Here is a 24,054-nt window from a genome sequence, read left to right as displayed (position 1 = left end):
CCGGTCGCCTGACCGGGCATTTTTTTGAAGTGCAGACGGAGCCAATCGCCCCTGATGGGGAAATGGTATTCCCCACAGCCAGAGAGCCTCGACCACGCATGTCTCATGACCCAACTGTCCTAGACGCAACCGCTCGCATCCTTGAACAGGCCGCACCGGATGCGGACCAGACTGGCCAGTTTCCCTGGACGGGTATCCGTGCCGTTCACGAAAGCGGCCTCCTCGAAAGCACGGTTGCGACACGTTATGGCGGCCAGGGAGCGACGCTTGCCGATACCGCCCACATTCTCGCGGCACTTGGCCGGGGCGATCCTTCTGTGGCGCTGATCAGCGCCATGACGATCTTTACCCATCTCGCCCAGGCCGCGAAAAACCACTGGCCCGAAGATCTCTACCGGCGGCTTCTGACGGACGCCAAACAACGGCCGTTGCTGCTCAATGCCGCGCGTGTCGAGCCGGAGCTGGGGTCGCCGGCGCGCGGTGGCCTGCCCGCGACGCTCGCCCGCCGGACAAACAATGGCTGGTCTATCACGGGCCGAAAACGCTTCGTGACGGGCGCATATGGTCTCACGCATTTCCTTGTCTGGGCGCATACTGACGAAACGCCGGCGCGGGTGGGAACATTCGTGGTGCCGAACGGGTTGCCGGGCATCAAGGTCATCGAGAACTGGCAGAGCCTCGGCATGCGCGCTACGGGATCGCACGATGTCGAATATGCCAATGTCGAAATCCCGGCGGAAAACGTCATCGACCTCGTCGATCCATCGGTCGCCCAGCAGGACAACCGGGCGCATGCGGCACTCACGCTGGCTTTGACAGCGCTTTACCTCGGCGTGGCAGAAGCCGCTCAGGCCAAGTTCATCCGCTTCGCGCATGAGCGTGTGCCGGCCAATCTCGGCCATCCCATCGCCCGCACGGAACGTTTCATAACGCTTTCAGGCGAAATCGATCTTCTGGTCTCAGGCGCCCGCCAGATCATTTTCGGCACGCTCGAAAACAACAATGGCGATGCGGAAGGATTCATCAGGGCAAGGCTGCTTGCCGGCCGGCAGCTGCGTGATGCCGTCGAGATCGCAGTGCGCGGCATCGGCAATCCAGGTCTTGGTAGCGAACTGGGCCTCGAACGACATTTCCGCGACATCCAGACGGTGCTCGTCCATGCGCCGCAGGAGGATACGTCGATTGCGATTTTGGGCCGCTCCGCCTTTGGCCGCTGGAGCCGCGAGGAGACTGCGGCCGCCCAACCTTCGGCAGGACTGCAAATCCTGAAATCCGCCTGACTATCGTCCCAGCGCCAGGGCACCACTAACCGTGGGCAAGCTTTCGCGCCGGGCCGAAGATCACAAAGCTCAGAGCGGCGAGCAACCAGACACTGATGCCGGCATAAAGCATGACCAGACCGAAACCGTCTGCGAGTGCCTGATGGACGAGTGCATCCGAAACACGCTCCACCGACGATCCCGCGGTTCCCGCCGCGATCTTCTCCGCGAGCGAACGCAGGGCGGGCAAATCCGCGCCGGACGGCAGGTTGGCCCTAAGCGACGACCAGACGCCCTCAACCAGAATGAAGCCCATGATCGGGATGTTGATGGCAAGCGAGATCATTCGCGCGCTCATGTCGATGCCGGAGGCCATGCCGGAACGGGCAGCGGGAACGGCACCGGTTGTCGTATTGGTGACCGGCGTGTTGGTGAGGCCAAGCCCGACACCGGACAGGATGCAGCCGGGCAGCATGGTGAGCCAGCTCGCATCTGCGACACTGCTGCCAAGTTTCATCAGCATGAAACCGAGACCGATGGTGAACAGACCGGCCGGGACGACAAGACGGGGTTGATAACGCAGCGACAGACGCTCGGCCAACGGCGGTACGACCAGCGCTGGCAGCGTATAGGCAAGCAGACCGAGACCGGCGGTGACGCTGTCATAACCAAGGCCCGCCTGAAACCAGATCGGCAGATAGATCATGAACGGCCAGAAGCTGATGTTCATCGCCGCCGAGCCGATAATCGCGCCGGAAAATGGCCGGATGCGAAATACGGAGAAATCGAACATCGGCCTTGGCGTGAGCTTTTCGACGATCACGAAGGCGATGAAACTCGCGACTGATAGACCAAGGATCAGAAGCGCCTTTGAACTGGCAAAGCCGAGTTCCGGTCCTTGGGTGATGAAAAACGCAAGGCAGAACACGGCAACCGAGAGTGTGGCGATACCGGCAAGATCAAGACGGGTCGCATCCGGATCACGCGATTCTTCCACACCGCTTGCGGCAAGGAACAGTGTCAGGATGCCGAGGGCCACGTGAACGAGGAATACCCACTCCCAGCTCCACAGCGCAACGATGGCTCCGCCGATGATCGGCCCGAAACCCAGCCCGACGCCGGAGACAATACCCCACCAGCCGAAAGCCATTCCACGCTCGCGGGCCGTGCGGAACTGATGTGACAGAATGGCGATCTGGCATACCAGCATCGCTCCACCGCTTAGTCCCTGAAGGAAGCGTGCGCCGATCAGCACCGCCACGCTTTCAGTCATGCCGCAGGCGAGGGAGGAAATGGCGAAAGCGACGATGGTCGCGATGAAGACGCGTTTGCGACCGAAGCGGTCGGCCAACGCGCCGGTTGCCATCAGCACCATCGTCACGCCGATCGTATAGGCGTTCATGATCCACTGCAGCTGCCGGAAATCCGCGTGCAGCACCTGCTCGAGCGTCGGCAGGATCGCCGGCACGCTGGAGATTTCCAGCCCGAACATCAGAGCGGAGAGACAGACGGCGGCGAGCGCAATGGCACTTCTACTCCGGGTTGGGGCGGTAACGGCAAGGGTCATTCTTCAGCCTTTCGTGGTTTGGACTGAAGCATCAGAAGACATGCACGCTTCGATCCGTGTTTTGCAGAGTCCAAGGCAAATTAGTGAAAGCTTGACCATAACTGAATTGGATGCTTGGATATTTCAGAGACAACAAATTTGGATGATTAAAGTGACCACTCTGGATGTGGATGCCGTTCAGGCTTTCGTCACCATCGCCGATCTGCAGAGCTTCACCCGCGCTGCCGAAACGCTCGGAACCACGCAGGGAGCCATCAGCGTCAAGCTCAAGCGGCTGGAAGACCGGCTCGGCCAGCGGCTTCTTGAACGGACGCCGCGCTCGGTGCGCCTTTCCGCGCAAGGCGCAGTGTTTCTAACACCAGCCCGCGAATTCCTTGCCGCGCATGATCGCGCCATGGCAGGGCTTTTTTCCACGCGCCGACGCTTTGGCCTTGGCATAGCCGCCCATGTTGCAGGGCCGGAAGTGCCAACGCTGCTGGCGCGGCTCAACGCGCACGATCCGGGACTGACGATAGAAGTGCGGATGGACAATTCCCGCACGTTGCTGGATGCCTTCGACCGCGGCGAGATCGATGCTGCAATCATCCGGCGCGAGGATGACAGGCGTGATGGCGAAGTGCTCGGGCCAGAGCATTTCGGCTGGTTCGCAGCCCCGCAATTCGAACATCGTCAGGGCGAGCCGCTGCGACTGGCCGCGCTTTCGCCCGCCTGCGGTGTACGTGACATCGCCGCCCGTGCTCTTGATTCCGCCGCCATCGCGTGGACGGAAGTCTTTCTTGGCGGCACCTCATCGATGGTGACCGCGGCCGTTTCGGCAGGTCTCGCCATTTCGGCATTCTCCTGCCGCCTGGCGCCACCCGGTACAATCGAGGTCAGCCAGCGTTTCAGCCTCCCGCCGCTGCCTTCCACCGAGATCGTGATGTTCTCGACCCTTACCGACAGCAGATCCCGTGAGGCGCTGCGCACACTGGCCGCCGCTTTCCGGGAACATCGACCGTGACTGTGAGCGACACCCAGTGGGTGCACAGGTCCTTGACTGGTCGCGCGCCCAGGTCGCACTGATGCGCCCAAGCCGGAGCACACGGGCGCTGGAAGCCATCATCCGCGATCTCATCGAGACCCGCGATGGCTACATATTTCGCCGAGCGCGTATGGGGCATTTCCCTCCGCTACGAGCTAGGCGGCAACCATCCGCTGGTGGGCTGCAGCGTTCCGGACTTCGCACTGGTGGACGGGAGGAGCACCGGCGAACTTCTGAGAGAGGGCAAAGGTCTGCTTTTGAATTTTAGCGCGGACGCACCGCTTGAAGCGCTGGCAGGCCGCTGGAACGGCCGGATCTCCTATGTCGCTGGCAATGCCGTCGACCAATTGGGCTTGAGCACAATCCTGGTGCGCCCGATGGTATCGTCGCCTGTGCCACGGAGTCTGCTCCGGACAAGGAGAAATTCGCAAGGGCAGCAGCCCGTTGGTTCGGAGAGATTTGAAGGTTATGTGAAGTGGCCGATCCGGTTGCCAAGCCATTTCTTCGGCAGATATGCCAGCCCCCGGCAATCTAGAGATTGTTTCATTGCCTTCCTGCGTCAGCCGTAGCGATGTATCGTCCTTCCTATCAATGCAATGGAGTCATCATGTCCCTTCCCCAGAAAATCGGCTTTATCGGAACCGGCGCTATCACAGATGCGATGGTGCGGGGGCTGCTCAGCACGCCTGCCGCCGTGCCGCATATCATGGTGTCCCAACGCAGCGCGGATATCTCGGACAGGCTTGCCGCCGATTTTCCGCAGGTGATCGTCTCCAGCGACAATCAGGCGATTGTCGACGGCTGCGATACCGTCGTTCTGGCCATCCGCCCGCAGATCGCCGAGGACGTCATCCGGCCGCTGCGGTTTCGCGAGGGGCAGAAAGTCATAAGCGTCGTTGCCGCAACAGGTCGACAGGCACTGCTTGACTGGATCGGCGCGGATGTGCGCCTGACCCAGGCGATCCCGCTGCCTTTTGTCGCCCGCCGCAAAGGCGTCACGGCCGTTTACCCCTCCGATGCGGATACCGCCGCGATCTTCAACGTGCTCGGCAATGCGGTGGAATGTGAAACAAAGGCGGAATACGACCTTCTCGCCGCCGCAAGCGCCCTGATGGCAACCTATTTCGGCATTCTGCAACAGACGACGGAGTGGTTGGCCGAAAACGGCCTGCCGGAAGAAAAGGGCCGCGCCTATCTTGCATCCCTCTTCGCCGGCCTCTCCGAAGTGGCGCTGCTTGCCGGCAAGGACACGGACTTTACCGATCTCAGCCGCGAATTCGCCACCAAGGGTGGCCTGAATGAGCAGGTTCTTCAGGACTTTGACGGCAATGGCGGTTCGAGCGCATTGAAGCGGGCATTGAGCCGCGTGCTGGAACGGATTACGCAATAGACAGTCCGCGCCGACAATCGATCCGAACTGAAAGAACGATGCCATGACCTTTACTATCCATATGATCGATGTATTCGGCTCCGGCCCGCTTTCTGGCAATCCGCTGGCGGTCGTCACGGGTGCAGACACCTTGACCACGGATGACATGCAGCGATTGACGCGGTGGTTCAATCTGTCCGAAACCACGTTTCTGCTGCCGCCCACCCACCCCCAGGCTGATTACCGTGTCCGGATATTCTCACTGGACCGGGAGATGCCTTTTGCCGGACACCCTACGCTCGGCACTTGCCATGCCTGGCTTTCCGAAAACGGCCTGCCCAAAAGCGAAACGGGCATCGTTCAGGAGTGCGGTGCCGGTCTGGTCACGATCCGGCACGCGCATGGTCGACTTTCCTTTGCCGCACCGCCCCTTATCCGTTCAGGCGCGCCGACACCCGCAGAGCTGGAAGAGGCCCGGCAGCTGCTGGGAATAGAGACACGCGACATCGTTGATGCCGCATGGATCGACAATGGCCCCGGCTGGTTGGGGATCAGGCTGGCATCGGCTGAGAAGGTGCTTGCCCTTGAGCCGGTCCGCAGCTGGCCCGGCCGCATTGACGTTGGCGTCGTTGGTCCGCACGCAAATGGCGGCGAAGCCGCCTTCGAGGTTCGCGCCTTCTTCAGCGATCATCTGGGCGCCATCGCCGAGGATCCTGTCACCGGAAGCCTCAACGCCTCGCTGGCGCAATGGCTGTTTGCGACAGGCGTGGTCGCGGAAGACTATGTCGCCGCCCAGGGCACACGTCTTGGCCGTCAAGGCCGCATTTACCTGACCCGCGATGATACCGGCCAGATATGGGTCGGCGGCGAGACACGCACGCAAGTCGAAGGCCGGCTGCACGGCCTTTGAAAAGACAGATAATGACGAGGTGACTTGATGAATAGCAGTGTTTACCGCCCGATTTCGCAACGCGTATTGGCGGATGATTGGGGACGGCTGACCAAATATGAGTATGAACTTCAGCTAAGGGACGGAAGCTGGCAACGGCAGACCCGGGAGGCTTATGATCGCGGCAACGGAGCGACATGCCTGTTGTACAACCCCGCAAACGACCATGTTTTGCTCACCCGCCAGTTCCGTTTGCCGGTTCTCTTGAACGGCGGCCTCGAGTCGCTGATCGAGACACCGGCGGGGCTGCTTGAAGGCGCTGAACCGGCAGCGCGCATGCGTGCGGAACTGATGGAGGAGACCGGTTATGAGGTTTCCGAACTCACCCATCTGTTCGATATCTATATGAGCCCCGGATCGGTCACCGAATACCTCGCCTTTTTCTACGGCGAATATGCCGAGAACCATAAAGTGGGCACAGGCGGCGGCTCCGCGGACGAGGGAGAAGACATAGACGTGCTGGAAATCGCTCTGCCAGACGCTATGCAGATGATCAGCCGAGGCGATATTCGCGACGCCAAGACCATCGTTCTGCTGCAGCACCTCACCATCCGGCTTTTGCAGGAAAAGCACGGAACACGCTGATCTCGACCGCAATATCTACCAATGCGGAAGCGATGCTGATTACGGCCAGACTACAGGATCAACAGGACGAATTTGCCTGACGTAGTCTGGCCGAAACCCATACTTGCGTTGGGCAACAAAGAACAAAGACTTACGATTTGGGCTTCACCTGCCATCCTCAAAACGGAATGCGGGAAAGCCCTTGATGCCGGACGGAATGACCCAAACGCCACCAGAAAGAGGTACCTCGCTCAGCCTGTCTTGCGTCATGTTATGGCGGTGCGATGTCACGAAAAGCGAGCCGAAATCCGGCCCGCCAAAGCAGGGCATCGTTGGATGCGGAACAGGCATCCTTATTGTCCCGATCCGTTGACTGCCGTCTTCCGAGAAAATGTTCAAAACGCCGGCAGAGACACCCGCGCTCCAATATCGGCCGCTTATGTCAAGACATCCACCATCGGGCCTTCCGGTCTCTTCCTGCATTTGTGCGACGAGCACACCTTCATCAAATACACCGTTGGTTTTGTCGAAATTCCGCCTGCGTATCCATTTCTGCACGGAGTCGCTTTGCCACATGACGGAACCGTCCTGCGAAAAAGCGAGGCCGTTGGGACATGTCAGTCCGGTCTGGATACGTTCGGCCCCATTATTCGTAATACGCCAGAGCTCTCCATGGGGCTGCATCTGCGAGAGCGGGACATTGTGCATGGTACCAACCCAGAAAGCTCCATCCGGACCGACACGTCCGTCATTCAGCCGGCAGGCGATGCCTTCAGGTGCGGGAATGGAATGAAGGGTGCGCCGCGCGCCGCTTTCCGGATTGAGGATGAGTATATCCATCCCGCAAGCGGTAATCAGATCACCGCTCTGACAGAGCCCAAGACTGGAGACGGTTTCCGGGAACGTCCATTCACGATACTGGACGCCACCCAGCCCAGCTGAACGTAGCTTCTTGCCAAGAATGTCGCACCAGAACAGGACCTGACGTCTTTCGTCCCACACCGGGCTTTCCGCAAGAATGCTGATTTCGTCGCACAGGAGTCCTGCCTGATCGATCGCAGGCGCGTTGTCGAAATTTGCTGTTGTCATTTTCTGTCTGAACCGTTGAATTGCGCAGCGTGGCGTTATTCGAAATATTCCTGATGTGCTTCGAAGATCTGCGACAGAATGCCGAGGACGCGGCGGAGATGCTGGCGCAGATAATCCACCGCGCTCTCCTCCTCACGCGCCTTTATTGCATTGTAGACGGCCTCATGCTCCGTCAGCAGTCTGGCCATGTGTGCTTCGTCGGTAATCGCCAGCGCTCGCAGGCGGTCTAGCCCAGCCTTTTCCCGGATCAACAGGGTCTCCAGCCTTTCGAGGCCGGTTGCGGCGGCAAGGGCGCTGTGGAACTGGTCGTCATGGATACGGAAGGCCTTTTTGTCGCCAAGCTCCATCGCCACACGCTGGCCTTCCAGCGCATGCAGGATTTCCTGGTCCGCTTCGGCCGGAATGCCGGTCTGGCAGAGCCTGCGGGCAGCGGCAACCTCCAGCGCCTCACGAATGAACTGCGCGCTGCGGATATTTTTGTCCGACAGTCTGGAGACATAGGTCCCGCGGCTCGGCAGGGTGACGATCAAACCGTCATCTCGCAGCCGGCTCAACGCCTCGCGCACCGGGGTGCGGCTGGAGTTGAAGGACTGGCCAATCTCGTTTTCCGACACGGCCTGGCCCGGAAACAGCTCCCGCGAAAGGATGGCAGATTTCAGCGCCGAATAGATCTGGTCCACAACCGGTCGGTTGAAATCCAGTCGTTCCATCATCGGCACCGTGCCGCCTGTCATCGGGATCTTTGGCATACGCTCTCCAAATGTCTTTCTCTATAACCGGTATACCGGAACACTGGTGTGTTGACAACCGGCATACCGGTATGCAATTGAATGGCCATGGGAAGGAGGCTCCCGAATGCAAAATATCAAGACCTGCGTCATCGTTGGTGCCGGAATGGTAGCGAAGACGCACGTGCTTGCTTGTGCGGCAAGCCCTGAAAAAATCCGCCTGAAAGCGATTGTCGACGGTGGCTCCGGCCGCGCGAAAGCGCTGGCTGCCGAAGCGGCAAAACACACCGGTCACCACGTTGCCGTATACGCGTCAATCGAGGAAGCCGCGCGTGACGGCGATGTCGATTTCGCCATCATCGCAACGCCGCCCAATGCCCGCGCCGATATCGTCGGTCCGCTTGCAAGAGCCGGCAAACACATTCTTCTCGAAAAGCCTGTCGCCCGCAACACGCGGGAAGCGGCCGATCTGGTAGCGCTCTGCCGCGATGCGGGTGTAACGCTCGGTATCATTTTCCAGCACCGCATGCGCGCCGCATCGCAAAAGGCACGCGAACTGGTCGCATCCGGCACGCTTGGCGAACTAGGCCTTTGCGAGATTTCGGTGCCGTGGTGGCGTACCCAGGCCTATTATGATGAGCCGGGACGCGGCACGCTTGCGCGTGACGGCGGCGGCGTTCTGATATCGCAGGCAATCCACACGATCGATCTGGCCCTGAGCCTTGCAGGCCCTGTGGCCAGCGTGCAGGCCATGGCGGCAACGACGCGTTTTCACAAGATGGAAACCGAGGATTACGTATCGGCCGGCCTTCGTTTCAAAAACGGCGCCGTCGGCTCGCTCGTCGCGAGCACCGCAAGCTTTCCCGGTGCGCCTGAATCCATTCTCCTCCATTTCGACAAGGCAAGCCTGCGGCTCGCATCCGGCCTGCTGCATGTCGACTGGCGCGACGGCCGCCAGGAAACCTTCGGTGGTGCCGCTTCCGGCACCGGTGGCGGCGCCGATCCCATGGCTTTCACGCATGAATGGCATCAGGGCGTTTTCGACGATTTCGTCGACGCCATTTCTTCAGGGCGCCCGCCGGTCGTCACCGGTGAAGCAGCTCTTTTGTCTCACAGACTGATCGACGCGATCATCAACTCAGCCGAAACCGGCAAGGAAGTGGAACTGCAGGATGAGTAAACCAATCAAGTTCGTGGCTCTCGGCATAGAGCACAGGCACATTTTCGGCATGGCGCAGAACATGCTGGATGCCGGTGCGCAATTCGCGGGCTGGTGGACGCAAGGCGAGCCGGACGTGGTCGAAGGTTTCGTAAAGCGCTTCCCGGACGTGCCGCGTGCTGCCTCCAAGGAGGATTTGCTGGCTGACCAAACCATCGATCTCGTCATCATTGCCGACATTCCGTCCAAGCGTGCCGATCTTGCCATCGCTGCCATGGAAGCGGGCAAGGACGTCATGTCCGACAAGCCGGGCTGCACCACGTTCGACCAGCTTGAGCGCCTGCGCCAGACCGTTGCCAAGACCAAAAGAATCTGGACCGTCGATTTTTCCGAACGCTTCGAAGTCCCGAGCGTCACGAAAGCCGCCGAGTTGGTTGCACAGGGTGCCATCGGCCGCGTCATCCAGACGGTTGGCCTTGGTCCGCACCGCCTGAACCGACAAATCCGCCCGACATGGTTCTTCGAACGCGCGGCCTATGGCGGCATTCTCACCGATATTGCCAGCCACCAGATCGACCAGTTCATGTTCTTTACCGGCTCCACCGAAGTTGAGATCGTATCTGCCACCGTTGCCAATTACGCCAATCCGGGCGATCCGGGCCTGCAGGATTTCGGCGAAGTCGTGCTGCGCGGCGACAAGGGCCATGGGTATATCCGCGTCGACTGGTACACACCCGATGCACTGCCGACATGGGGTGATGGCCGCCTGACGATCCTCGGTACAGAAGGTTACATCGAACTGCGCAAATACGTCGATGTCGGCAACACCGAGGGCACAGACCGTCTGATCCTCGTCAATGGCGACCGTTGCGAATATATCGACGCATCCGGTGCCGGCCTGCCCTACTTCGCCCGTGTATGCGACGATATCCGCAACCGCACGGAAACTGCCATGACGCAGGAACACGTCTTCAAGGTTTGTGACCTCTCGCTTCAGGCGCAGGCCAAGGCTGAAGGAACCGCAGCATGATCGGCGTCGCCATTATCGGCGCCGGTATCGGCGCACAGCATCTGAGCGGTTATCTGGCGCTGCCGGAACGTTTCACCGTCAAGGCGATCTGCGATCTTGATGTGGAGCGGGCACGGGCGGTGGCTGGCGAAAATTCTTCCATCCGCATCACGGCGGATCTCGAAGAAGTCCTCGCCGATGAAAGCATTTCGCTCATAGACGTCTGCCTGCCGCCGCATCTGCATTTCCCCGTAATGCTGAAGGCCCACGCGGCCGGCAAGGACGTGGTCTGCGAAAAGCCGCTGGTGCGTTCGCTGGAGGAAGCAAATGCGCTGATGGACTCTGTCAAGAAGACCGGACGGCGCGTCTTTCCGGTTTTCCAGTATCGTTTTGGTCCCGCCCTACGGCAGCTGCGCGCCCTCATCGACGCCGGACTTGCTGGCAAAGCCTATGTGGCAAGCTCGGAAGTTCACTGGAACCGTGGCGCGAGCTACTACGACATTCCCTGGCGCGGCACCTGGAAGGGTGAATGCGGCGGCGCGATCCTCGGTCACGCCATCCATGCCCACGACCTTCTGTGCCATGTCCTAGGTCCGGTGGAACAGGTCTTCGCCATGGCCGACACCCGGGTGAACAGGATCGAGACGGAAGACTGCGCCGCCATCAGCTTCCGCATGAAGAGCGGCGCGCTCGCCACCAGCTCGGTCACGCTTGGTGCAGCCGACGACACGTCCCGTCTGCGGTTCTGCTTCGAAGGCTTCACGGCCGAAAGCGGAACGCTGCCCTATCGTCCGGCGGAAGATAAATGGCACTTTACGGCGCGGGCGCCGACCACGCAGGACCAGATCGACGCCGTTCTCGCAACGGTTAAAGATGGCGAAAACGGCTTTACCGGTTTTGTCGAGGCGATTGCCAATGCGATGGAGGGTCGCGCGGGCAAGGAAGTGACGATTACGGACGGCTTGCAGTCCATCGAACTCGTAACCGCAATCTACACATCGGTACAGGAAGGCACGGCCGTTCGCCTGCCGCTGACCGCTGACAATGAGCGGCTCAAGGGTTGGGCTCCACGCGCGTCCGCCACGGCATAATCATCTAAAGGGAGGAAACCAGATGAGCAGAAAATACAGCCTGGCGTTTGCCTTGGCCCTCGGGACGGCATTTTTTGCCGGTGCCGCTGAGGCACAGGAAGTTCGCTTCACCTGCGCCTATGACGGCAACGGCTGCGAAGTCCTGAAGGACATCCTGTCGCGTTACGAAAAACAGCATCCTGACGTCAAGATCGTTACGGATATCGTGCCCTACAAGGCGCTTCTCGAAGGCCTGCCGGTGCAGCTCGCCGGCGGCAGCGGCCCGGATTTCGCAACCGTCACCGATCTTGGCGGCCTCAATCGCTATTATCTCGACCTGACGCCCTACGTGGATGCGAAGTACTGGCAGGACAATTTCGGCGATGTGCTGAAATGGTATCGTAGCGGCCCCGACGACAAGGGCATCTATGGTATGCAGACGCAGCTTACCATTACCGGCGCCTTCATCAACCGCACCTTGTTCGATCAGGCGAAAGTCGCCGTTCCCGGCAAGGATGCGACTTTTGACGACTGGGCGAAGGCAGCAAATGAAGTGGCCAAGGCCACCGGCTCGCCATACCCCATGGCGATCGACCGCTCCGGTCACCGTATCGCCGGTCCGGCTATTTCCTACGGTGCGAAACTTTTCGACGCCGACGGCAAGCCGATCCTGGTCGACGAGGGCTTCACCACTTTCGTGAAGAAATTCGTCGAGTGGAACAAGGACGGTACCATGGCGCGCGACGTCTGGGCCGGTCAGGGTGGCAACACCTACCGCGATGCGGCGCAGGAATTCATCAACGGTCAGCTCGTCTATTATTATTCCGGCAGCTGGCAGACAGCGCGCTTCGACAGTCAGGTCGGCGATGCTTTCGACTGGGAAGTCGTGTCGCAGCCATGCGGACCGGCCGCATGCACCGGCATGCCGGGCGGAACGGGTATCGTGGGCTTCAAACAGACCAAGAACCCCAAGATCGTCGCGGATATTCTGAACTTCCTCGCGCAGGACGAAAATTACCTCGATTTCACCGTCCGTACCCGCAACGTCCCGGCTCACAAGGCCGTCGGCGCAAAGCCTATCGACTACACCGGCGCAACCCCGGCGACCCAGAAGGCCATGAACGCGTGGCTGGATCAGGTCCCCGGTATCAGCCCCGTCGCCTACGCCTATCAGGGCTACAAGAACAACCGCGCGATGTTCAACATTTCCGTCCAGCGCGTCACGCAGGCGATTGTTGGCGAAAGCTCGGTTGACGACGCCATGACACGTGCGAAGGCCGATCTTGAGGAAGCGTTGAAACAGGCGAAGTGATCCATCGCCTTCCGGCGCGGCCTTGCCGCGCCGCGCCGGATCGAAGGAGGACCATCAATGTACAGACTTCTTGCGCCCGTCATGGGCATCATAGAGCTGCCTTTCGCCCTCTTGCAGAAAATGCTCGGGCATCGGCGCATCGCATGGGTGTTTCTGACACCCAATCTCCTGTTGTTTGCGGTCTTCGCGTTTTTGCCGATCGTTCTCAACATGGCTTATTCAGTGACCGGCAGCGAGCATATCCTGCTGTCGGAACGCCCCTCCGTGGGCGGCGAAAACTTCTCGGTCCTTCTCTCGTGCCAGAACTATTTCGATCCCAATTCCTGTCAGCGCGATCTTTTCTGGCGCTCCGTCTGGAACACGCTTTTCTTCGTGGTGTTGCAGGTCGGGTTCATGGTGGGCTTCTCGCTGATTACGGCGGTCGTGCTCAACCGTGACATCAGGGCACGCGGTTTCTTCCGCGCCGTCTTCTTCTTTCCCGTGCTGCTTTCACCGGTGGTCGTGGCGCTGATATGGAAGTGGATATTGCAGCGTTTCGGCGTCCTGAACGCTGCGCTCGATTCCCTCGGTATCGGTTCGGTGGACTGGCTGCTGGAGGCCAACCTTGCCTTTGGATGGTCGGTATTCCTGTCCGTCTGGGCGCATATGGGCTTTTACACGCTCATTCTGCTTGCCGGCCTTCAGGCCATTCCGCGTGACGTCTATGAGGCGGCACAGCTGGACAAGGCAAGCCCGTGGCGGATTTTCCGCCGGATCACAATGCCGCTTCTCGCCCCGACCATGCTCGTGGTTCTCGTATTGTCCCTCATCAAGGGCGTACAGACCTTCGATGAAGTCTTCGCATTTACCGGCGGCGGGCCGGGTTCGGCAACGACCTTCATCATTCAATTCATCTATCAGACTGGTTTTGCCGGAACACCCCGCAACTTCGGACTGGCCGCGGCCGCTTCGCTGCTGCTTGCCGTGGTTCTCGTGGTGCTGACTGCCCTGCAATTCCGGGCCAACAGGAGCAAAGTCGATGGCTAGGATTGGCGCATTTCTAACCCGCACACGCGGCAGAAACGGCAAATTGCACTGGACCGACTGGCTGTCCTACGCCTATCTCGGCGTTGCCGTTCTGATGATGTTCGGACCCGTTCTCTGGCTCGTTCTCTCCTCCTTCAAGACGGAAGCCGACCTCCAGCGGTTTCCGCCACGCCTGCTTCCCTATGCGCAGGAAACCGTGGTCATTGACGGTCAGGCCGCACCTTTGCCGGCCTTTGTCGACAAGGAAGGCCGCAAGCTCGGCATGATCAGGCGCGTCGGGCTCGTCGCCCAGGTGGTGGATCCGGCAAAGCCCGGCGAAGTCATGAAGATGCCGTTCAACGAGCTGCGCCCGGCCGAGAAGGTTGCACTGGCGACGGAGAACTACACCGAGCTTTTCCAGCGCTTCAACTTTCCGCTTTATTTCTGGAACTCGACCTTCATCACCGTGACGTCGACCGTCATCATGCTGATCGTGAACTCCATGGCGGCCTTTGCACTGTCGAAATACAGCTTCAAGGGCAGAGGCGTGGTTCTGGCACTCGTCGTCGGAACGTTGATGATCCCGCAGACCGTCGTGCTCGTTCCGCTTTTTCTCATCACCAGCCAGCTCGGCATGATCAACAGCCTGTGGGGTGTGATCATTCCAGGAGCGGCCACACCGACCGGGGTATTTCTGCTGCGCCAATACATGTTGACCATCCCGGATGAAATCCTCGATGCGGCACGCATGGACAAGGCCAGCGAATGGAAAATCTACTGGCGCATCATCCTACCGCTGTCTGCACCGGCGCTCGCGGTGCTGGCCATCCTCGCCATCATGTGGCGTTGGAACGACTTCCTGTGGCCGCTTATCGTGCTGACGCGCAACGACAATTTCACCCTGCAACTGGCGCTCAACTCCTTCCAGGGAGAAATGACGACAGAGTGGAGCAACCTGCTGGCCATGACGGTGCTGACATTGGCGCCAATCGCGCTGGTCTTCATGTTCCTGCAAAAATATATCGCCACCGGCATCGCATCGACCGGCGGAAAATGATCCTCAAGGGAGGGAATGACACAATGGCAAGTATAGAGCTTCGTCAGGTCAAAAAAACATATGGCGCCCTCGACGTCATCAAGGGTATCGATCTCGATATCAAGCACGGCGAGTTCTGTGTTTTCGTCGGCCCGTCCGGTTGCGGAAAATCGACGCTGCTGCGCATGATCTCCGGTCTTGAAGAGCTGAGCGGCGGCGATATCGTCATCGGCGGCGATGTGGTGAACGCGGTTCCGGCTGCCGATCGCGGGCTTGCCATGGTGTTCCAGTCCTACGCGCTCTACCCGCATATGACGGTCCGGGAAAACCTGTCCTTCGGCCTGGAAAACATCGGCACTCCGAAAAAAGACATCGTCGAGAAGGTCTCACAGGTGTCCAAGATGCTGCAGATCGACCAGCTGCTTGAGCGGCGGCCGAAGGATCTGTCGGGCGGCCAGCGACAGCGCGTCGCGATCGGTCGCGCTGTCGTGCGCGAACCGCGGGTTTTCCTGTTTGACGAGCCGCTGTCGAACCTCGATGCGGAACTGCGCGTGGATATGCGCGGCGAGATTTCCAGCCTGCATCGGCGTCTTGGCAATACCATGATCTATGTGACCCACGATCAGGTGGAGGCCATGACGATGGCCGACAAGATTGCCGTGCTGCGCGCCGGAAAGCTCGAGCAGTTCGGCGTTCCCCTCGATCTTTATAATCGCCCCGCAAACCTTTTCGTAGCAGGCTTCATCGGTTCGCCGAAGATGAACTTCTTCGCCGGCGAAGTAGTAGCAGAAGGTCAGCCGTCCCTTAAAATCGCGACCGGCGAATTGATCCCGTTGCCGCAGAGCGGCTTTTCCTACGCACCCGGCCAGAGGGTCACGCTCGGCATTCGCCCCAACCATGTGCAGCCCACACCGGATGGTGCGGTGACCATGTCCGTGCGCACGGCAGAGCAGCTCGGCGGGGAATCCTATCTCTATGGCAACCTCGGTGACGGCAGCCACGTCACCCTGCATCTTGCGGGGCAGACATCGACATCAGCTGGCGAAGTCATCCGCATGTCGGCGCCGCTCCAACATATCCACCTCTTCGATACGAAAAGCGGGCTTACGCTGAAGCAGGACTAAGCCTCCGTCGCCACGCCCCCGTAAAGCAGGACCTTTGACATGACCGACAAAAAACTCCGTTCCTCCCGCTGGTTCGCGCCCGACGATCTGCGCAGTTTCGGCCACCGCTCACGCATGATGCAGCTTGGCTATTCGGAGGAGGATTTTGCCGGCAAGCCCGTCATCGGCATTCTCAACACTTGGTCGGAGCTGAATACCTGTCACTCGCATTTTCCCGAACGTGTGAAGGATGTGAAGCGCGGCGTTCTACAGGCAGGTGGCTTCCCGGTCGAGATGCCCTCGCTTTCGGTCGATGAGAGTTTCACCAAGCCGACCTCCATGCTCTATCGCAACATGCTCGCCATGGAGACGGAGGAAATGATCCGTTCGCATCCGCTGGATGGCGTGGTGCTGATGGGTGGTTGCGACAAGACCACCCCCGGCCTCGTCATGGGAGCGATCTCGGCCGGCGTGCCGATGATCTATCTTCCGGCCGGGCCGATGCTGCGCGGCAACTATGCCGGCAAGGTGCTGGGCTCCGGCTCCGATGCCTGGAAATACTGGGACGAGCGCCGGGCCGGTAACGTGACCGATGAAGAATGGCGCGGCGTGCAGGGCGGCATTGCCCGCTCCGCCGGCGTCTGCATGACCATGGGTACGGCATCGACCATGACGGCAATCACCGATGCGCTCGGTCTCACTTTGCCCGGCGCTTCCTCCATCCCGGCGGTGGACGCCGAACACCAGCGCATGTCGGCAGGCTGTGGCCGTCGCATTGTGGAAATGGTGGCCGAGGAGCTGACCCCGGATCGTATTCTGACTGCGCCCGCGTTTCGGAATGCGGCCATCGTTGCCATGGCGACCGGTTGTTCCACCAATGCCGTCGTGCATCTGATTGCCATGGCGCGCCGCGCCGGTGTGCCGATGACGCTGGACGAGCTGGACGAACTCGGCCGCGTGACGCCGCTTATCGCCAATGTTCGCCCCTCCGGCAAAGATTACCTGATGGAGGATTTTTATTATGCGGGCGGTCTGCGAGCCCTGATGAAGCAGATCGAAAGCCGTCTGGACTGTTCCGTGCTCACCGTCACCGGCCGCAGCATGGGCGAAAACCTCGAAGGCGCGCGGGTCTATAATGACGACGTCATCCGCTCGCTGGATAACCCTGTTTACGCTGAAGGATCGCTTGCCGTTCTACGCGGCAATCTCTGCCCGGATGGTGCTGTGATCAAGCCCGCCGCCTGCGATCCGAAACTCCATTTCCATGAAGGTCCGGCGCTGGTCTTCGATAGCTACCCTGAGATGAAGGCGGCGATCGACGATGAAAATCTGGATGTGACGCCCGATCACGTTCTGGTTCTGCGTAATGCGGGCCCGCTTGGCGGCCCAGGCTTTCCCGAATGGGGCATGTTGCCCATCCCCAAGGCGCTGATCAAGAAGGGTCACCGCGATATGGTGCGCATTTCCGATGCCCGCATGTCCGGCACCTCCTATGGCGCCTGCGTTCTTCATGTCGCGCCGGAAAGCTTCGTCGGCGGTCCACTTGCCCTGCTGAAGACCGGCGATATCGTGCGGCTCGATCTGCCCCAGCGCCGTCTCGACATGCTGGTCAGCGAAGAGGAGATCGCCCAGCGTCGGGCCGCATGGCAGGCGCCGCCGCCGCGTTACGAGCGTGGTTATGGCTACATCTTCTCGAAACACGTTACCCAGGCGGATGCCGGATGCGATTTCGATTTCCTGCAGACGGATTTCGGCCGCACAGCTGGCGAACCCGACATATTCTGAGACGGGAGCGCGCAAAATGATGAAACGTTTGCTGATTACGGGCGCCGGCGGCAAGCTGGGCAGCATGTTGCGCGGCAGGCTCGGCCATCTCGCGGAGATCATCCGCCTTTCGGATGTGGTTGATATGGGTGCGGCGGCAGCGAATGAAGAGATCATCCGCTGCTCTCTGGAGGACGGTGGCGCCGTCCATGCGCTGGTCAAGGATTGCGACGGCATCGTCCATCTCGGCGGCATCTCCGTCGAAAAGGCTTACGATCCCATCGAGGCCGCCAATCTGCGCGGTGTCTATAATCTTTACGAGGCAGCAAGGCTTGCTGGCATGCCACGCATCCTGTTTGCCTCCAGCAACCACACCATCGGATATTATCCGCAGGGTGAGCAGCTATCGCCGCAGACACCGTTTTTGCCGGATGGCCTTTACGGCGTCTCGAAGATTTTCGGCGAGGCAATGGCGAGCCTCTACCATTCCAAATTCGGACAGGAAACGGCCATCGTCCGCATTGGCTCCTGCGAAGAGAAGCCCACCAACTGGCGCATGTTATCCACCTGGCTCAGCCATGACGATCTGGTCTCCCTAGTAGAGGCCGTATTTCACGCGCCAAAACTCGGTTGCCCGGTCATCTGGGGCGTCTCTGCCAATGACGACAGCTGGTGGGATAATTCCCACGTCGATTTTCTCGGCTGGCAGCGGCGGGATAATGCCGCACGCTTCCGGGCCGATATCGAACGGGATGTCCCTCGCCCTGATCCGGATGCCGCAATCGCGAAATACCAGGGCGGCGTTTTCATAGACGAACCGATCCACAAAAACTGATGTGCAGACACTCACGCTATTCGAGGAGAATAAGATGAATACAGAAACCAGGGAAAAATTGATGACGGTTTCCGTCGCCACCCTCGCAACCGCACTCTACAAGCGCGGCCTGCGCAACCAGGTCATTCAGGGCGTCCACCCGCTTGGCCACAAGGGCGCGAACATGGTCGGGCCTGCATTCACGCTGCGTTACATGCCCGCCCGCGAAGACCGCAACCAGCTGGTGGAATTCCGCAACCCAGCACATCCCCAGCGCGTCGCCATTGAGACCTGCCCGCCCGGCCACGTACTGGTCATGGACAGCCGCAAAGACCCGAGCGCCGCATCCGCTGGTGATATTCTTATCACCCGCCTGATGGTGCGCGGTGCTGCCGGCGTCGTTACGGATGGCGGTTTCCGCGATGCTGCGACGATTGCGGAGCTGGATATTCCAGCCTACCACACCCGACCATCCAGCCCTACCAACCTCACCAAACACGAAGCAATTGAAATCAACGGCCCGATCGGCTGCGGCGATGCCCCGATTTTCCCCGGGGATATCATTGTCGGTGATGCGGATTGCGTCATCGTCATCCCCGCCGGAATTGCCGACGAAATCGCGACAGAAGCGGTGGAAATGACCGCTTACGAGGATTTCGTGGTCGAACAGGTGAAGGGCGGCGCAACCATCATCGGTCTTTATCCCTGCACGAAGGACGAACACCAGAAAGCTTTCGCCGTATGGCGCGAACAGAGAGACCGTTCGGGCGCGTGAGCCGAACAGAACGCTTGCCGGTTTCGTCCGCAATGCATTGAAGCAAGCCTGCATGGGTGGCGTCCCACTCATGCAGGCGGACTCGCATGTACAATAATACCAAGTCGCCGAAGCGGCTGGGCCGACGATTTTCCCGCACTAAAAACCGGCCCGAAATTGGTTTCTGTCGATATTCGTAAAATGATCCCCTGGAGTTTGTGGTGTTTGGTAACACCCGCAAAAACACATTGACTATGCCTATATTTCCATTAATCTGGATATATGGAACAAGAACAGGCTATTCTCGCTTTGGCGGCGCTTGCCCAGCCAACCCGTCTCGAAACTTTTCGGCTTCTGGTGCGGCACGCACCGGAAGGCTTGCCGGCGGGTGACATCGCGCGCGCGCTGGTGGTGCCGCAAAACACCATGTCCGCGCATCTGAATGTTCTGTCACGCGCGGGCCTCGTATCATCGCAACGCCAGAGCAGAATCATCATGTATCGCGCGCAGATAGAACAGCTTCGCGACATGACGCTGTTTCTCCTGAAAGATTGTTGTGGTGGATCGGCAGAGCTTTGCGCTCCGCTGATCGCCGAGTTGACGCCCTGCTGCACTCCACACGCGGGAAAGTCCGCCTGATGTCCACATTTGAACGTTACCTAACCGTCTGGGTGTTTCTGTGCATCATCGTCGGTGTCGCCCTCGGCCATTTGCTGCCCGGCGTCTTCCAGCTCATTGGCGCGGCCGAGATTGCCAAGGTGAATATCCCGGTCGCAATCCTGATCTGGATGATGATCATTCCGATGCTGCTGAAGATCGATTTCCGCTCTCTCACGCAGGTCGGCACCTACTGGCGGGGTATCGGCGTCACGCTGTTCATCAACTGGGCCGTCAAGCCGTTCTCGATGGCGCTGTTGGGCTGGCTCTTCATCGGCTGGCTGTTCCGCCCCTATCTTCCCGCTGACCAGATCGACTCCTATATCGCGGGACTGATCATTCTTGCCGCAGCGCCCTGCACTGCAATGGTCTTTGTGTGGTCTAACCTGACACGCGGCGAACCACTGTTCACGCTCTCGCAGGTCGCACTCAACGATGCGATCATGGTCATCGCCTTTGCTCCCATTGTCGGCCTTTTGCTTGGCCTGTCCGCAATCACCGTTCCGTGGGACACGCTCGTCCTCTCCGTTACCCTCTATATCGTCGTGCCCGTCTTCCTCGCGCAGTTCATCCGGCACCGGCTCATGGCGGACGGAACGTCACGGATGCTCGATCGCATTCTCGCAAGGCTGCAGCCGATTTCGCTGGTAGCGCTGCTTGCAACACTGGTTCTTCTCTTCGCCTTCCAGGGCGAGCAGATTATCGCCCAACCGGCCGTTATCGGCTTGCTTGCAATCCCCATCCTTATCCAGGTCTATCTGAACTCCGGGCTCGCCTATCTTCTGAACCGGATGAGCGGCGAACGGCACTGCATTGCCGGTCCGTCGGCACTGATCGGTGCAAGCAATTTCTTCGAACTCGCGGTTGCGGCCGCTATCAGCCTGTTCGGTTTTCAATCAGGCGCAGCACTGGCAACCGTTGTTGGTGTCCTCATCGAGGTTCCGGTCATGCTCTCGGTCGTCTGGATCGTGAACCGCTCGAAGGATTGGTACGAGGCGGCCCCAGCCGTTTCCCGAAACACAATTACCGAAAGGCAATGAGCATGGACGTCACCATCTATCACAACCCGGATTGCGGCACTTCGCGCAACACCCTCGCACTCATTGAGCACGCCGGTATTCAACCCACTGTGATCGAGTATCTGAAAACCCCGCCGAGCCGCGAGCAACTCGTCAAGATGATCGCAGACGCCGGGCTGACCGTCCGCGAGGCGATCCGCGAGAAGGGCACGCCCTATACGGTGCTTGGGCTTGGATATCCTGAACTGACCGATGACCAGTTGATCGATGCCATGCTCGAGACGCCAATCCTGATCAACCGGCCATTCGTCATCACCCCGATGGGTACGCGGTTGTCGCGCCCCTCGGAAGTGGTTCTGGATATACTTCCGGCAGACGCATTCAAGGGGCCGTTTACCAAAGAAGACGGCGAACAGGTCCTCGATGATGAAGGAAAGCGCATTGCCTGACACATTCCCCGCACTTGAGGGCCAGAACCTGCACGCGATTGATCTCGATGCTCTGCGTCCGGCCTTTTCGACACATAAGCCCCGCATTCTGATCCTTTACGGTTCGCTACGCGAGGTATCCTACAGTCGTTTGCTTGCCTTCGAAGCAGGGCGGCTGCTCGAACGGCTTGGATGCGAAGTTCGGATATTCGATCCGAAGGGCCTGCCTTTGCCCGACGAAGCACCGGTGAGCCACCCGAAGGTGCAGGAATTGCGTGAGCTCTCGCAATGGTCGGAAGGGCAGGTTTGGGTAAGCCCCGAGCGCCACGGCGCGATGACCGGCATCATGAAGTCGCAGATCGACTGGATTCCTCTCTCGCTCGGATCTGTTCGCCCGACACAGGGCAAGACGCTCGCTGTCATGGAGGTTTCCGGCGGCAGCCAGTCCTTCAATGCTGTGAACCAGATGCGTATCCTCGGGCGATGGATGCGGATGATCACCATCCCCAACCAGTCGTCGGTCGCAAGGGCGTATCAGGAGTTCGATGCTAACGGACGGATGAAGCCGTCTCCCTATTACGACCGGGTGGTGGATGTCTGCGAGGAGCTGGTGAAGTTCACCATCATGACCCGCGATGCCTCGGCCTATTTGACCGACCGCTACAGCGAGCGGAAGGAAGAAGCAGTCGAGTTGGAGAAGCGGGTCTCCCTGAAGTCGATCTGACGACCTAGGCTGTTGCGGTGGCTGGCCGCCGACAGGACGCTGCCACCGCAACGAATGCCGTGATGCTGACCGCGCCGAGACATGCGTTTCCAATGAGTGACAGGCTCAGGCCAAAGTTTTCCATGGACGCCGCGAACGCGAAGGGTGCCCCGGCTCCGAGCGCCAGTCGAGCTGCCGCCATCTTGCCCGTGATCGCGCCATACCCTTCCGATCCGAACAGATAGAGTGGCAGGCTGCCCTGCGCGATGCTGTTGATGCCTGACCCAAGCCCGAGGCAGATTGCGAACGCGACTGCCCCCGGTAGCCAGTCTCGCGTTGCCAGCAAGATCAGGATGCCGAACACGATCAGCACCGCAGACAGGACGGCAAGCGCTGGCGGCGACAGGTTCTTTCCGAAGACCATGTTGATCAGGCGGCTTGCGACCTGTGCCGGACCGAACAGAGATCCTATAACTACTGCCGCGCCACCTAGCCCGATGGAACCGAGCATCGGCACCATGTGCGCGAGGATCGCGGCAAGCGAAAATCCGAGAAGCGCGAAGGCGAACGACACCATGATCATGCTTCGGCGGCGCGCATCGTGGGGGATTGCTCCGATTATGGCTTCGCGAGGGACGGCCGCATCCGCATTCGGTCCGGTCTTGCCGACGCGCATGATCCAGACGTGTAGAGGCATGCAAAGGAACAGATTCAGCGCTGCAAAGACCAGATAGATCTCACGCCATGACATCCATTCGGAAAGCGCGGCCGAGATCGGCCAGAAGATCGTCGATGCGAACCCGCCGATCAGCGTGAGGTAGGTGATGCTCCGGGATGCGGTTCTGGGATCGCTTTCGACCAGCGTCGCGAACGCGGCCTGATACTGCACCATTCCGGACGATACCTCGAGCAGGATGATGGCAACGGCAAAGATTGCGACTGACGGTGACCAGGCACAGAGCGACAGCATAAAGGCCGCAAGGCCTGAGCCGACCGTCATCACCGTGGCGGCTCCGCTCCTATCCATCTGCCTGCCGATATAGGTTGCCGACAGACCTCCGATGAACAGCGACACCGAGAAGACGCCAAATACCTCCGCCAATGTCAGGCCGAGGTCTTCCGCCATGCCGGGGGCAAGAATACTGAAACTGTAATAGAGAGTGCCGTAACCGATGATCTGCGTGAGGCCAAGCGCTGAGACGATGCCAGCAGGTACTTTCGAATTATGCAATGATATTGCCCCCATCGGACGAAGTGCCAGCCGGACTGGCGCATCCATCGCTTCGCTCGACATTCTCCAGAATCGCCGGATGTTCGGCACAACAGTCTTCTACCAGGAATTTCACAAGCTCGGCCAAAGTGTCGTAGCTGGCGCTGTAAAGGATAGACCTCGATATTCGTCGTTGCGAGACCAGGCCAGACCGCTCCAGTTCCTTGAGATGAAACGACACGTTCGTCGCCGAGACGCCCATGCGCTCGGCGATTGCACCGGCGGCCAGTCCGTCAGGACCGGCAACGACAAGTGCTCGAACGATCGCGAGGCGCGTCTCCTGAGAGAGGGCAGCAAATGCCGAAAGAGCCTGATGCTGATCCATATTTCAACAATCCTTGAATTATTGAAGTATGGATAGCGAACGGCGATGCCATCGGCAAGGCAATTTCTTCCAAGATCACG

General features: G+C 59.7%; 24 protein-coding genes and 1 pseudogene. 20 read left to right on the top strand and 5 right to left on the bottom strand.

From position 1 onward, the window contains the following. Positions 1-98: 98 nt before the first annotated feature. Entirely contained in the window at positions 99-1,280 is a 1,182-nt protein-coding gene (locus RBH71_RS08920) for an acyl-CoA dehydrogenase family protein (RefSeq protein WP_003518063.1), read from the top strand. Between the two features lie 25 nt (positions 1,281-1,305). Here the strand turns inward: RBH71_RS08920 and RBH71_RS08915 are convergent, their stop codons facing one another. Continuing rightward, entirely contained in the window at positions 1,306-2,826 is a 1,521-nt protein-coding gene (locus RBH71_RS08915) for an MFS transporter (RefSeq protein ID WP_003518062.1), read from the bottom strand. Positions 2,827-2,968: 142 nt separating this feature from the next. Between RBH71_RS08915 and RBH71_RS08910 the strand changes: the two genes are divergently transcribed. From RBH71_RS08910 to RBH71_RS08890, 5 genes and pseudogenes are all read left to right on the top strand, one after another. Continuing rightward, complete coding sequence (locus RBH71_RS08910) at positions 2,969-3,826, top strand: LysR family transcriptional regulator (RefSeq protein WP_003518061.1); 858 nt, start codon at positions 2,969-2,971, stop codon at positions 3,824-3,826. A 1-nt stretch (position 3,827) separates the two neighbouring features. Then, positions 3,828-4,310 (top strand): annotated as a pseudogene (locus RBH71_RS08905) (FAD-dependent oxidoreductase); the annotation flags it as partial. A 144-nt stretch (positions 4,311-4,454) separates the two neighbouring features. Then, a complete protein-coding gene (locus RBH71_RS08900) occupies positions 4,455-5,237 on the top strand; it encodes a pyrroline-5-carboxylate reductase (protein ID WP_003518060.1) in 783 nt (260 codons plus the stop codon). 43 nt (positions 5,238-5,280) lie between these two features. Further along, complete coding sequence (locus RBH71_RS08895; protein ID WP_003518059.1) at positions 5,281-6,126, top strand: PhzF family phenazine biosynthesis protein; 846 nt, start codon at positions 5,281-5,283, stop codon at positions 6,124-6,126. A 27-nt stretch (positions 6,127-6,153) separates the two neighbouring features. Continuing rightward, positions 6,154-6,750, top strand: a complete 597-nt coding sequence (locus RBH71_RS08890) for an NUDIX domain-containing protein (RefSeq protein WP_035252620.1) — start codon at positions 6,154-6,156, stop codon at positions 6,748-6,750. A gap of 144 nt (positions 6,751-6,894) precedes the next feature. On the opposite strand, the gene RBH71_RS08885 is transcribed toward RBH71_RS08890, so the two are convergent. Together RBH71_RS08885 and RBH71_RS08880 are read right to left on the bottom strand one after the other, a co-directional pair. Further along, a complete protein-coding gene (locus RBH71_RS08885; RefSeq protein WP_003518056.1) occupies positions 6,895-7,818 on the bottom strand; it encodes an SMP-30/gluconolactonase/LRE family protein in 924 nt (307 codons plus the stop codon). 35 nt (positions 7,819-7,853) lie between these two features. Next, positions 7,854-8,567, bottom strand: coding sequence for a GntR family transcriptional regulator (locus RBH71_RS08880; RefSeq protein ID WP_003518055.1), 714 nt, complete (start codon positions 8,565-8,567; stop codon positions 7,854-7,856). A gap of 106 nt (positions 8,568-8,673) precedes the next feature. On the opposite strand from RBH71_RS08880, the gene RBH71_RS08875 reads away from it, so the two are divergent. The 14 genes from RBH71_RS08875 to arsH all read left to right on the top strand — a co-directional run bounded on the left by RBH71_RS08875 (position 8,674) and on the right by arsH (position 22,400). Then, a complete protein-coding gene (locus RBH71_RS08875; protein WP_003518054.1) occupies positions 8,674-9,726 on the top strand; it encodes a Gfo/Idh/MocA family protein in 1,053 nt (350 codons plus the stop codon). Continuing rightward, complete coding sequence (locus RBH71_RS08870; protein WP_003518052.1) at positions 9,719-10,735, top strand: Gfo/Idh/MocA family protein; 1,017 nt, start codon at positions 9,719-9,721, stop codon at positions 10,733-10,735. The genes RBH71_RS08875 and RBH71_RS08870 overlap by 8 nt, the downstream gene beginning before the upstream one ends. After that, positions 10,732-11,805 (top strand): Gfo/Idh/MocA family protein, encoded by a 1,074-nt coding sequence (locus tag RBH71_RS08865; RefSeq protein ID WP_003518051.1) that lies wholly within the window; start codon positions 10,732-10,734, stop codon positions 11,803-11,805. The genes RBH71_RS08870 and RBH71_RS08865 overlap by 4 nt, the downstream gene beginning before the upstream one ends. A 22-nt stretch (positions 11,806-11,827) precedes the next feature. Then, the gene (locus RBH71_RS08860) at positions 11,828-13,096 is read left to right on the top strand and encodes an ABC transporter substrate-binding protein (protein ID WP_003518050.1); all 1,269 of its coding nucleotides are present in this window, start codon (positions 11,828-11,830) and stop codon (positions 13,094-13,096) included. A 57-nt stretch (positions 13,097-13,153) separates the two neighbouring features. Next, on the top strand, positions 13,154-14,122 hold the full coding sequence (locus tag RBH71_RS08855) for a carbohydrate ABC transporter permease (RefSeq protein ID WP_003518048.1): 969 nt from the start codon (positions 13,154-13,156) through the stop codon (positions 14,120-14,122). Next, on the top strand, positions 14,115-15,158 hold the full coding sequence (locus RBH71_RS08850) for a carbohydrate ABC transporter permease (protein WP_003518047.1): 1,044 nt from the start codon (positions 14,115-14,117) through the stop codon (positions 15,156-15,158). Before RBH71_RS08855 ends, RBH71_RS08850 begins: the two co-directional genes overlap by 8 nt. A gap of 23 nt (positions 15,159-15,181) precedes the next feature. After that, complete coding sequence (locus RBH71_RS08845; protein ID WP_003518045.1) at positions 15,182-16,261, top strand: ABC transporter ATP-binding protein; 1,080 nt, start codon at positions 15,182-15,184, stop codon at positions 16,259-16,261. 39 nt (positions 16,262-16,300) lie between these two features. Next, the gene (gene araD, locus RBH71_RS08840) at positions 16,301-18,025 is read left to right on the top strand and encodes an L-arabinonate dehydratase (RefSeq protein ID WP_003518044.1); all 1,725 of its coding nucleotides are present in this window, start codon (positions 16,301-16,303) and stop codon (positions 18,023-18,025) included. 16 nt (positions 18,026-18,041) lie between these two features. After that, positions 18,042-18,839, top strand: coding sequence for an NAD-dependent epimerase/dehydratase family protein (locus RBH71_RS08835; RefSeq protein ID WP_003518043.1), 798 nt, complete (start codon positions 18,042-18,044; stop codon positions 18,837-18,839). A gap of 34 nt (positions 18,840-18,873) precedes the next feature. Beyond that, positions 18,874-19,593, top strand: a complete 720-nt coding sequence (locus RBH71_RS08830) for a ribonuclease activity regulator RraA (RefSeq protein WP_003518042.1) — start codon at positions 18,874-18,876, stop codon at positions 19,591-19,593. Positions 19,594-19,854: 261 nt separating this feature from the next. Continuing rightward, positions 19,855-20,211: an ArsR/SmtB family transcription factor gene (locus RBH71_RS08825; RefSeq protein ID WP_003518041.1), complete on the top strand. Its 357-nt coding sequence runs from the start codon at positions 19,855-19,857 to the stop codon at positions 20,209-20,211. After that, the gene (arsB, locus tag RBH71_RS08820; protein WP_003518040.1) at positions 20,211-21,269 is read left to right on the top strand and encodes an ACR3 family arsenite efflux transporter; all 1,059 of its coding nucleotides are present in this window, start codon (positions 20,211-20,213) and stop codon (positions 21,267-21,269) included. The genes RBH71_RS08825 and arsB overlap by 1 nt, the downstream gene beginning before the upstream one ends. Before the next feature lie 2 nt (positions 21,270-21,271). Next, the gene (gene arsC / locus RBH71_RS08815) at positions 21,272-21,697 is read left to right on the top strand and encodes an arsenate reductase (glutaredoxin) (RefSeq protein WP_003518039.1); all 426 of its coding nucleotides are present in this window, start codon (positions 21,272-21,274) and stop codon (positions 21,695-21,697) included. Continuing rightward, entirely contained in the window at positions 21,672-22,400 is a 729-nt protein-coding gene (arsH, locus tag RBH71_RS08810) for an arsenical resistance protein ArsH (RefSeq protein WP_003518038.1), read from the top strand. The genes arsC and arsH overlap by 26 nt, the downstream gene beginning before the upstream one ends. 4 nt (positions 22,401-22,404) lie before the next feature. Here the strand turns inward: arsH and arsK are convergent, their stop codons facing one another. Both arsK and RBH71_RS08800 read right to left on the bottom strand, forming a co-directional pair. Continuing rightward, positions 22,405-23,625 carry an arsenite efflux MFS transporter ArsK gene (gene arsK / locus RBH71_RS08805; RefSeq protein ID WP_085945686.1) on the bottom strand — a complete coding sequence of 407 codons (1,221 nt, stop codon included), beginning with the start codon at positions 23,623-23,625 and terminating at the stop codon, positions 22,405-22,407. Continuing rightward, complete coding sequence (locus RBH71_RS08800; RefSeq protein ID WP_003518036.1) at positions 23,603-23,974, bottom strand: ArsR/SmtB family transcription factor; 372 nt, start codon at positions 23,972-23,974, stop codon at positions 23,603-23,605. Before RBH71_RS08800 ends, arsK begins: the two co-directional genes overlap by 23 nt. Between the last annotated feature and the right edge of the window lie 80 nt (positions 23,975-24,054).

Source organism: Rhizobium sp. AN68 (genome assembly GCF_030758035.1).
Taxonomy (GTDB): Bacteria; Pseudomonadota; Alphaproteobacteria; order Rhizobiales; family Rhizobiaceae; genus Agrobacterium; species Agrobacterium tumefaciens.
Note: the sequence above shows the minus strand (reverse complement) of the source record. Positions and strands in the feature narration are given on the sequence as shown.

Excerpts from the sequence above, each read along its gene's own strand:
- RBH71_RS08920 (WP_003518063.1), top strand. The coding sequence starts at position 99 with ATGTCTCATGACCCAACTGTCCTAGACGCAACCGCTCGCATCCTTGAA.
- RBH71_RS08915 (WP_003518062.1), bottom strand. The coding sequence starts at position 2,826 with ATGACCCTTGCCGTTACCGCCCCAACCCGGAGTAGAAGTGCCATTGCG.
- RBH71_RS08910 (WP_003518061.1), top strand. The coding sequence starts at position 2,969 with ATGATTAAAGTGACCACTCTGGATGTGGATGCCGTTCAGGCTTTCGTC.
- RBH71_RS08900 (WP_003518060.1), top strand. The coding sequence starts at position 4,455 with ATGTCCCTTCCCCAGAAAATCGGCTTTATCGGAACCGGCGCTATCACA.
- RBH71_RS08895 (WP_003518059.1), top strand. The coding sequence starts at position 5,281 with ATGACCTTTACTATCCATATGATCGATGTATTCGGCTCCGGCCCGCTT.
- RBH71_RS08890 (WP_035252620.1), top strand. The coding sequence starts at position 6,154 with ATGAATAGCAGTGTTTACCGCCCGATTTCGCAACGCGTATTGGCGGAT.
- RBH71_RS08885 (WP_003518056.1), bottom strand. The coding sequence starts at position 7,818 with ATGACAACAGCAAATTTCGACAACGCGCCTGCGATCGATCAGGCAGGA.
- RBH71_RS08880 (WP_003518055.1), bottom strand. The coding sequence starts at position 8,567 with ATGCCAAAGATCCCGATGACAGGCGGCACGGTGCCGATGATGGAACGA.
- RBH71_RS08875 (WP_003518054.1), top strand. The coding sequence starts at position 8,674 with ATGCAAAATATCAAGACCTGCGTCATCGTTGGTGCCGGAATGGTAGCG.
- RBH71_RS08870 (WP_003518052.1), top strand. The coding sequence starts at position 9,719 with ATGAGTAAACCAATCAAGTTCGTGGCTCTCGGCATAGAGCACAGGCAC.
- RBH71_RS08865 (WP_003518051.1), top strand. The coding sequence starts at position 10,732 with ATGATCGGCGTCGCCATTATCGGCGCCGGTATCGGCGCACAGCATCTG.
- RBH71_RS08860 (WP_003518050.1), top strand. The coding sequence starts at position 11,828 with ATGAGCAGAAAATACAGCCTGGCGTTTGCCTTGGCCCTCGGGACGGCA.
- RBH71_RS08855 (WP_003518048.1), top strand. The coding sequence starts at position 13,154 with ATGTACAGACTTCTTGCGCCCGTCATGGGCATCATAGAGCTGCCTTTC.
- RBH71_RS08850 (WP_003518047.1), top strand. The coding sequence starts at position 14,115 with ATGGCTAGGATTGGCGCATTTCTAACCCGCACACGCGGCAGAAACGGC.
- RBH71_RS08845 (WP_003518045.1), top strand. The coding sequence starts at position 15,182 with ATGGCAAGTATAGAGCTTCGTCAGGTCAAAAAAACATATGGCGCCCTC.
- araD (WP_003518044.1), top strand. The coding sequence starts at position 16,301 with ATGACCGACAAAAAACTCCGTTCCTCCCGCTGGTTCGCGCCCGACGAT.
- RBH71_RS08835 (WP_003518043.1), top strand. The coding sequence starts at position 18,042 with ATGATGAAACGTTTGCTGATTACGGGCGCCGGCGGCAAGCTGGGCAGC.
- RBH71_RS08830 (WP_003518042.1), top strand. The coding sequence starts at position 18,874 with ATGAATACAGAAACCAGGGAAAAATTGATGACGGTTTCCGTCGCCACC.
- RBH71_RS08825 (WP_003518041.1), top strand. The coding sequence starts at position 19,855 with ATGGAACAAGAACAGGCTATTCTCGCTTTGGCGGCGCTTGCCCAGCCA.
- arsB (WP_003518040.1), top strand. The coding sequence starts at position 20,211 with ATGTCCACATTTGAACGTTACCTAACCGTCTGGGTGTTTCTGTGCATC.
- arsC (WP_003518039.1), top strand. The coding sequence starts at position 21,272 with ATGGACGTCACCATCTATCACAACCCGGATTGCGGCACTTCGCGCAAC.
- arsH (WP_003518038.1), top strand. The coding sequence starts at position 21,672 with ATGATGAAGGAAAGCGCATTGCCTGACACATTCCCCGCACTTGAGGGC.
- arsK (WP_085945686.1), bottom strand. The coding sequence starts at position 23,625 with ATGGGGGCAATATCATTGCATAATTCGAAAGTACCTGCTGGCATCGTC.
- RBH71_RS08800 (WP_003518036.1), bottom strand. The coding sequence starts at position 23,974 with ATGGATCAGCATCAGGCTCTTTCGGCATTTGCTGCCCTCTCTCAGGAG.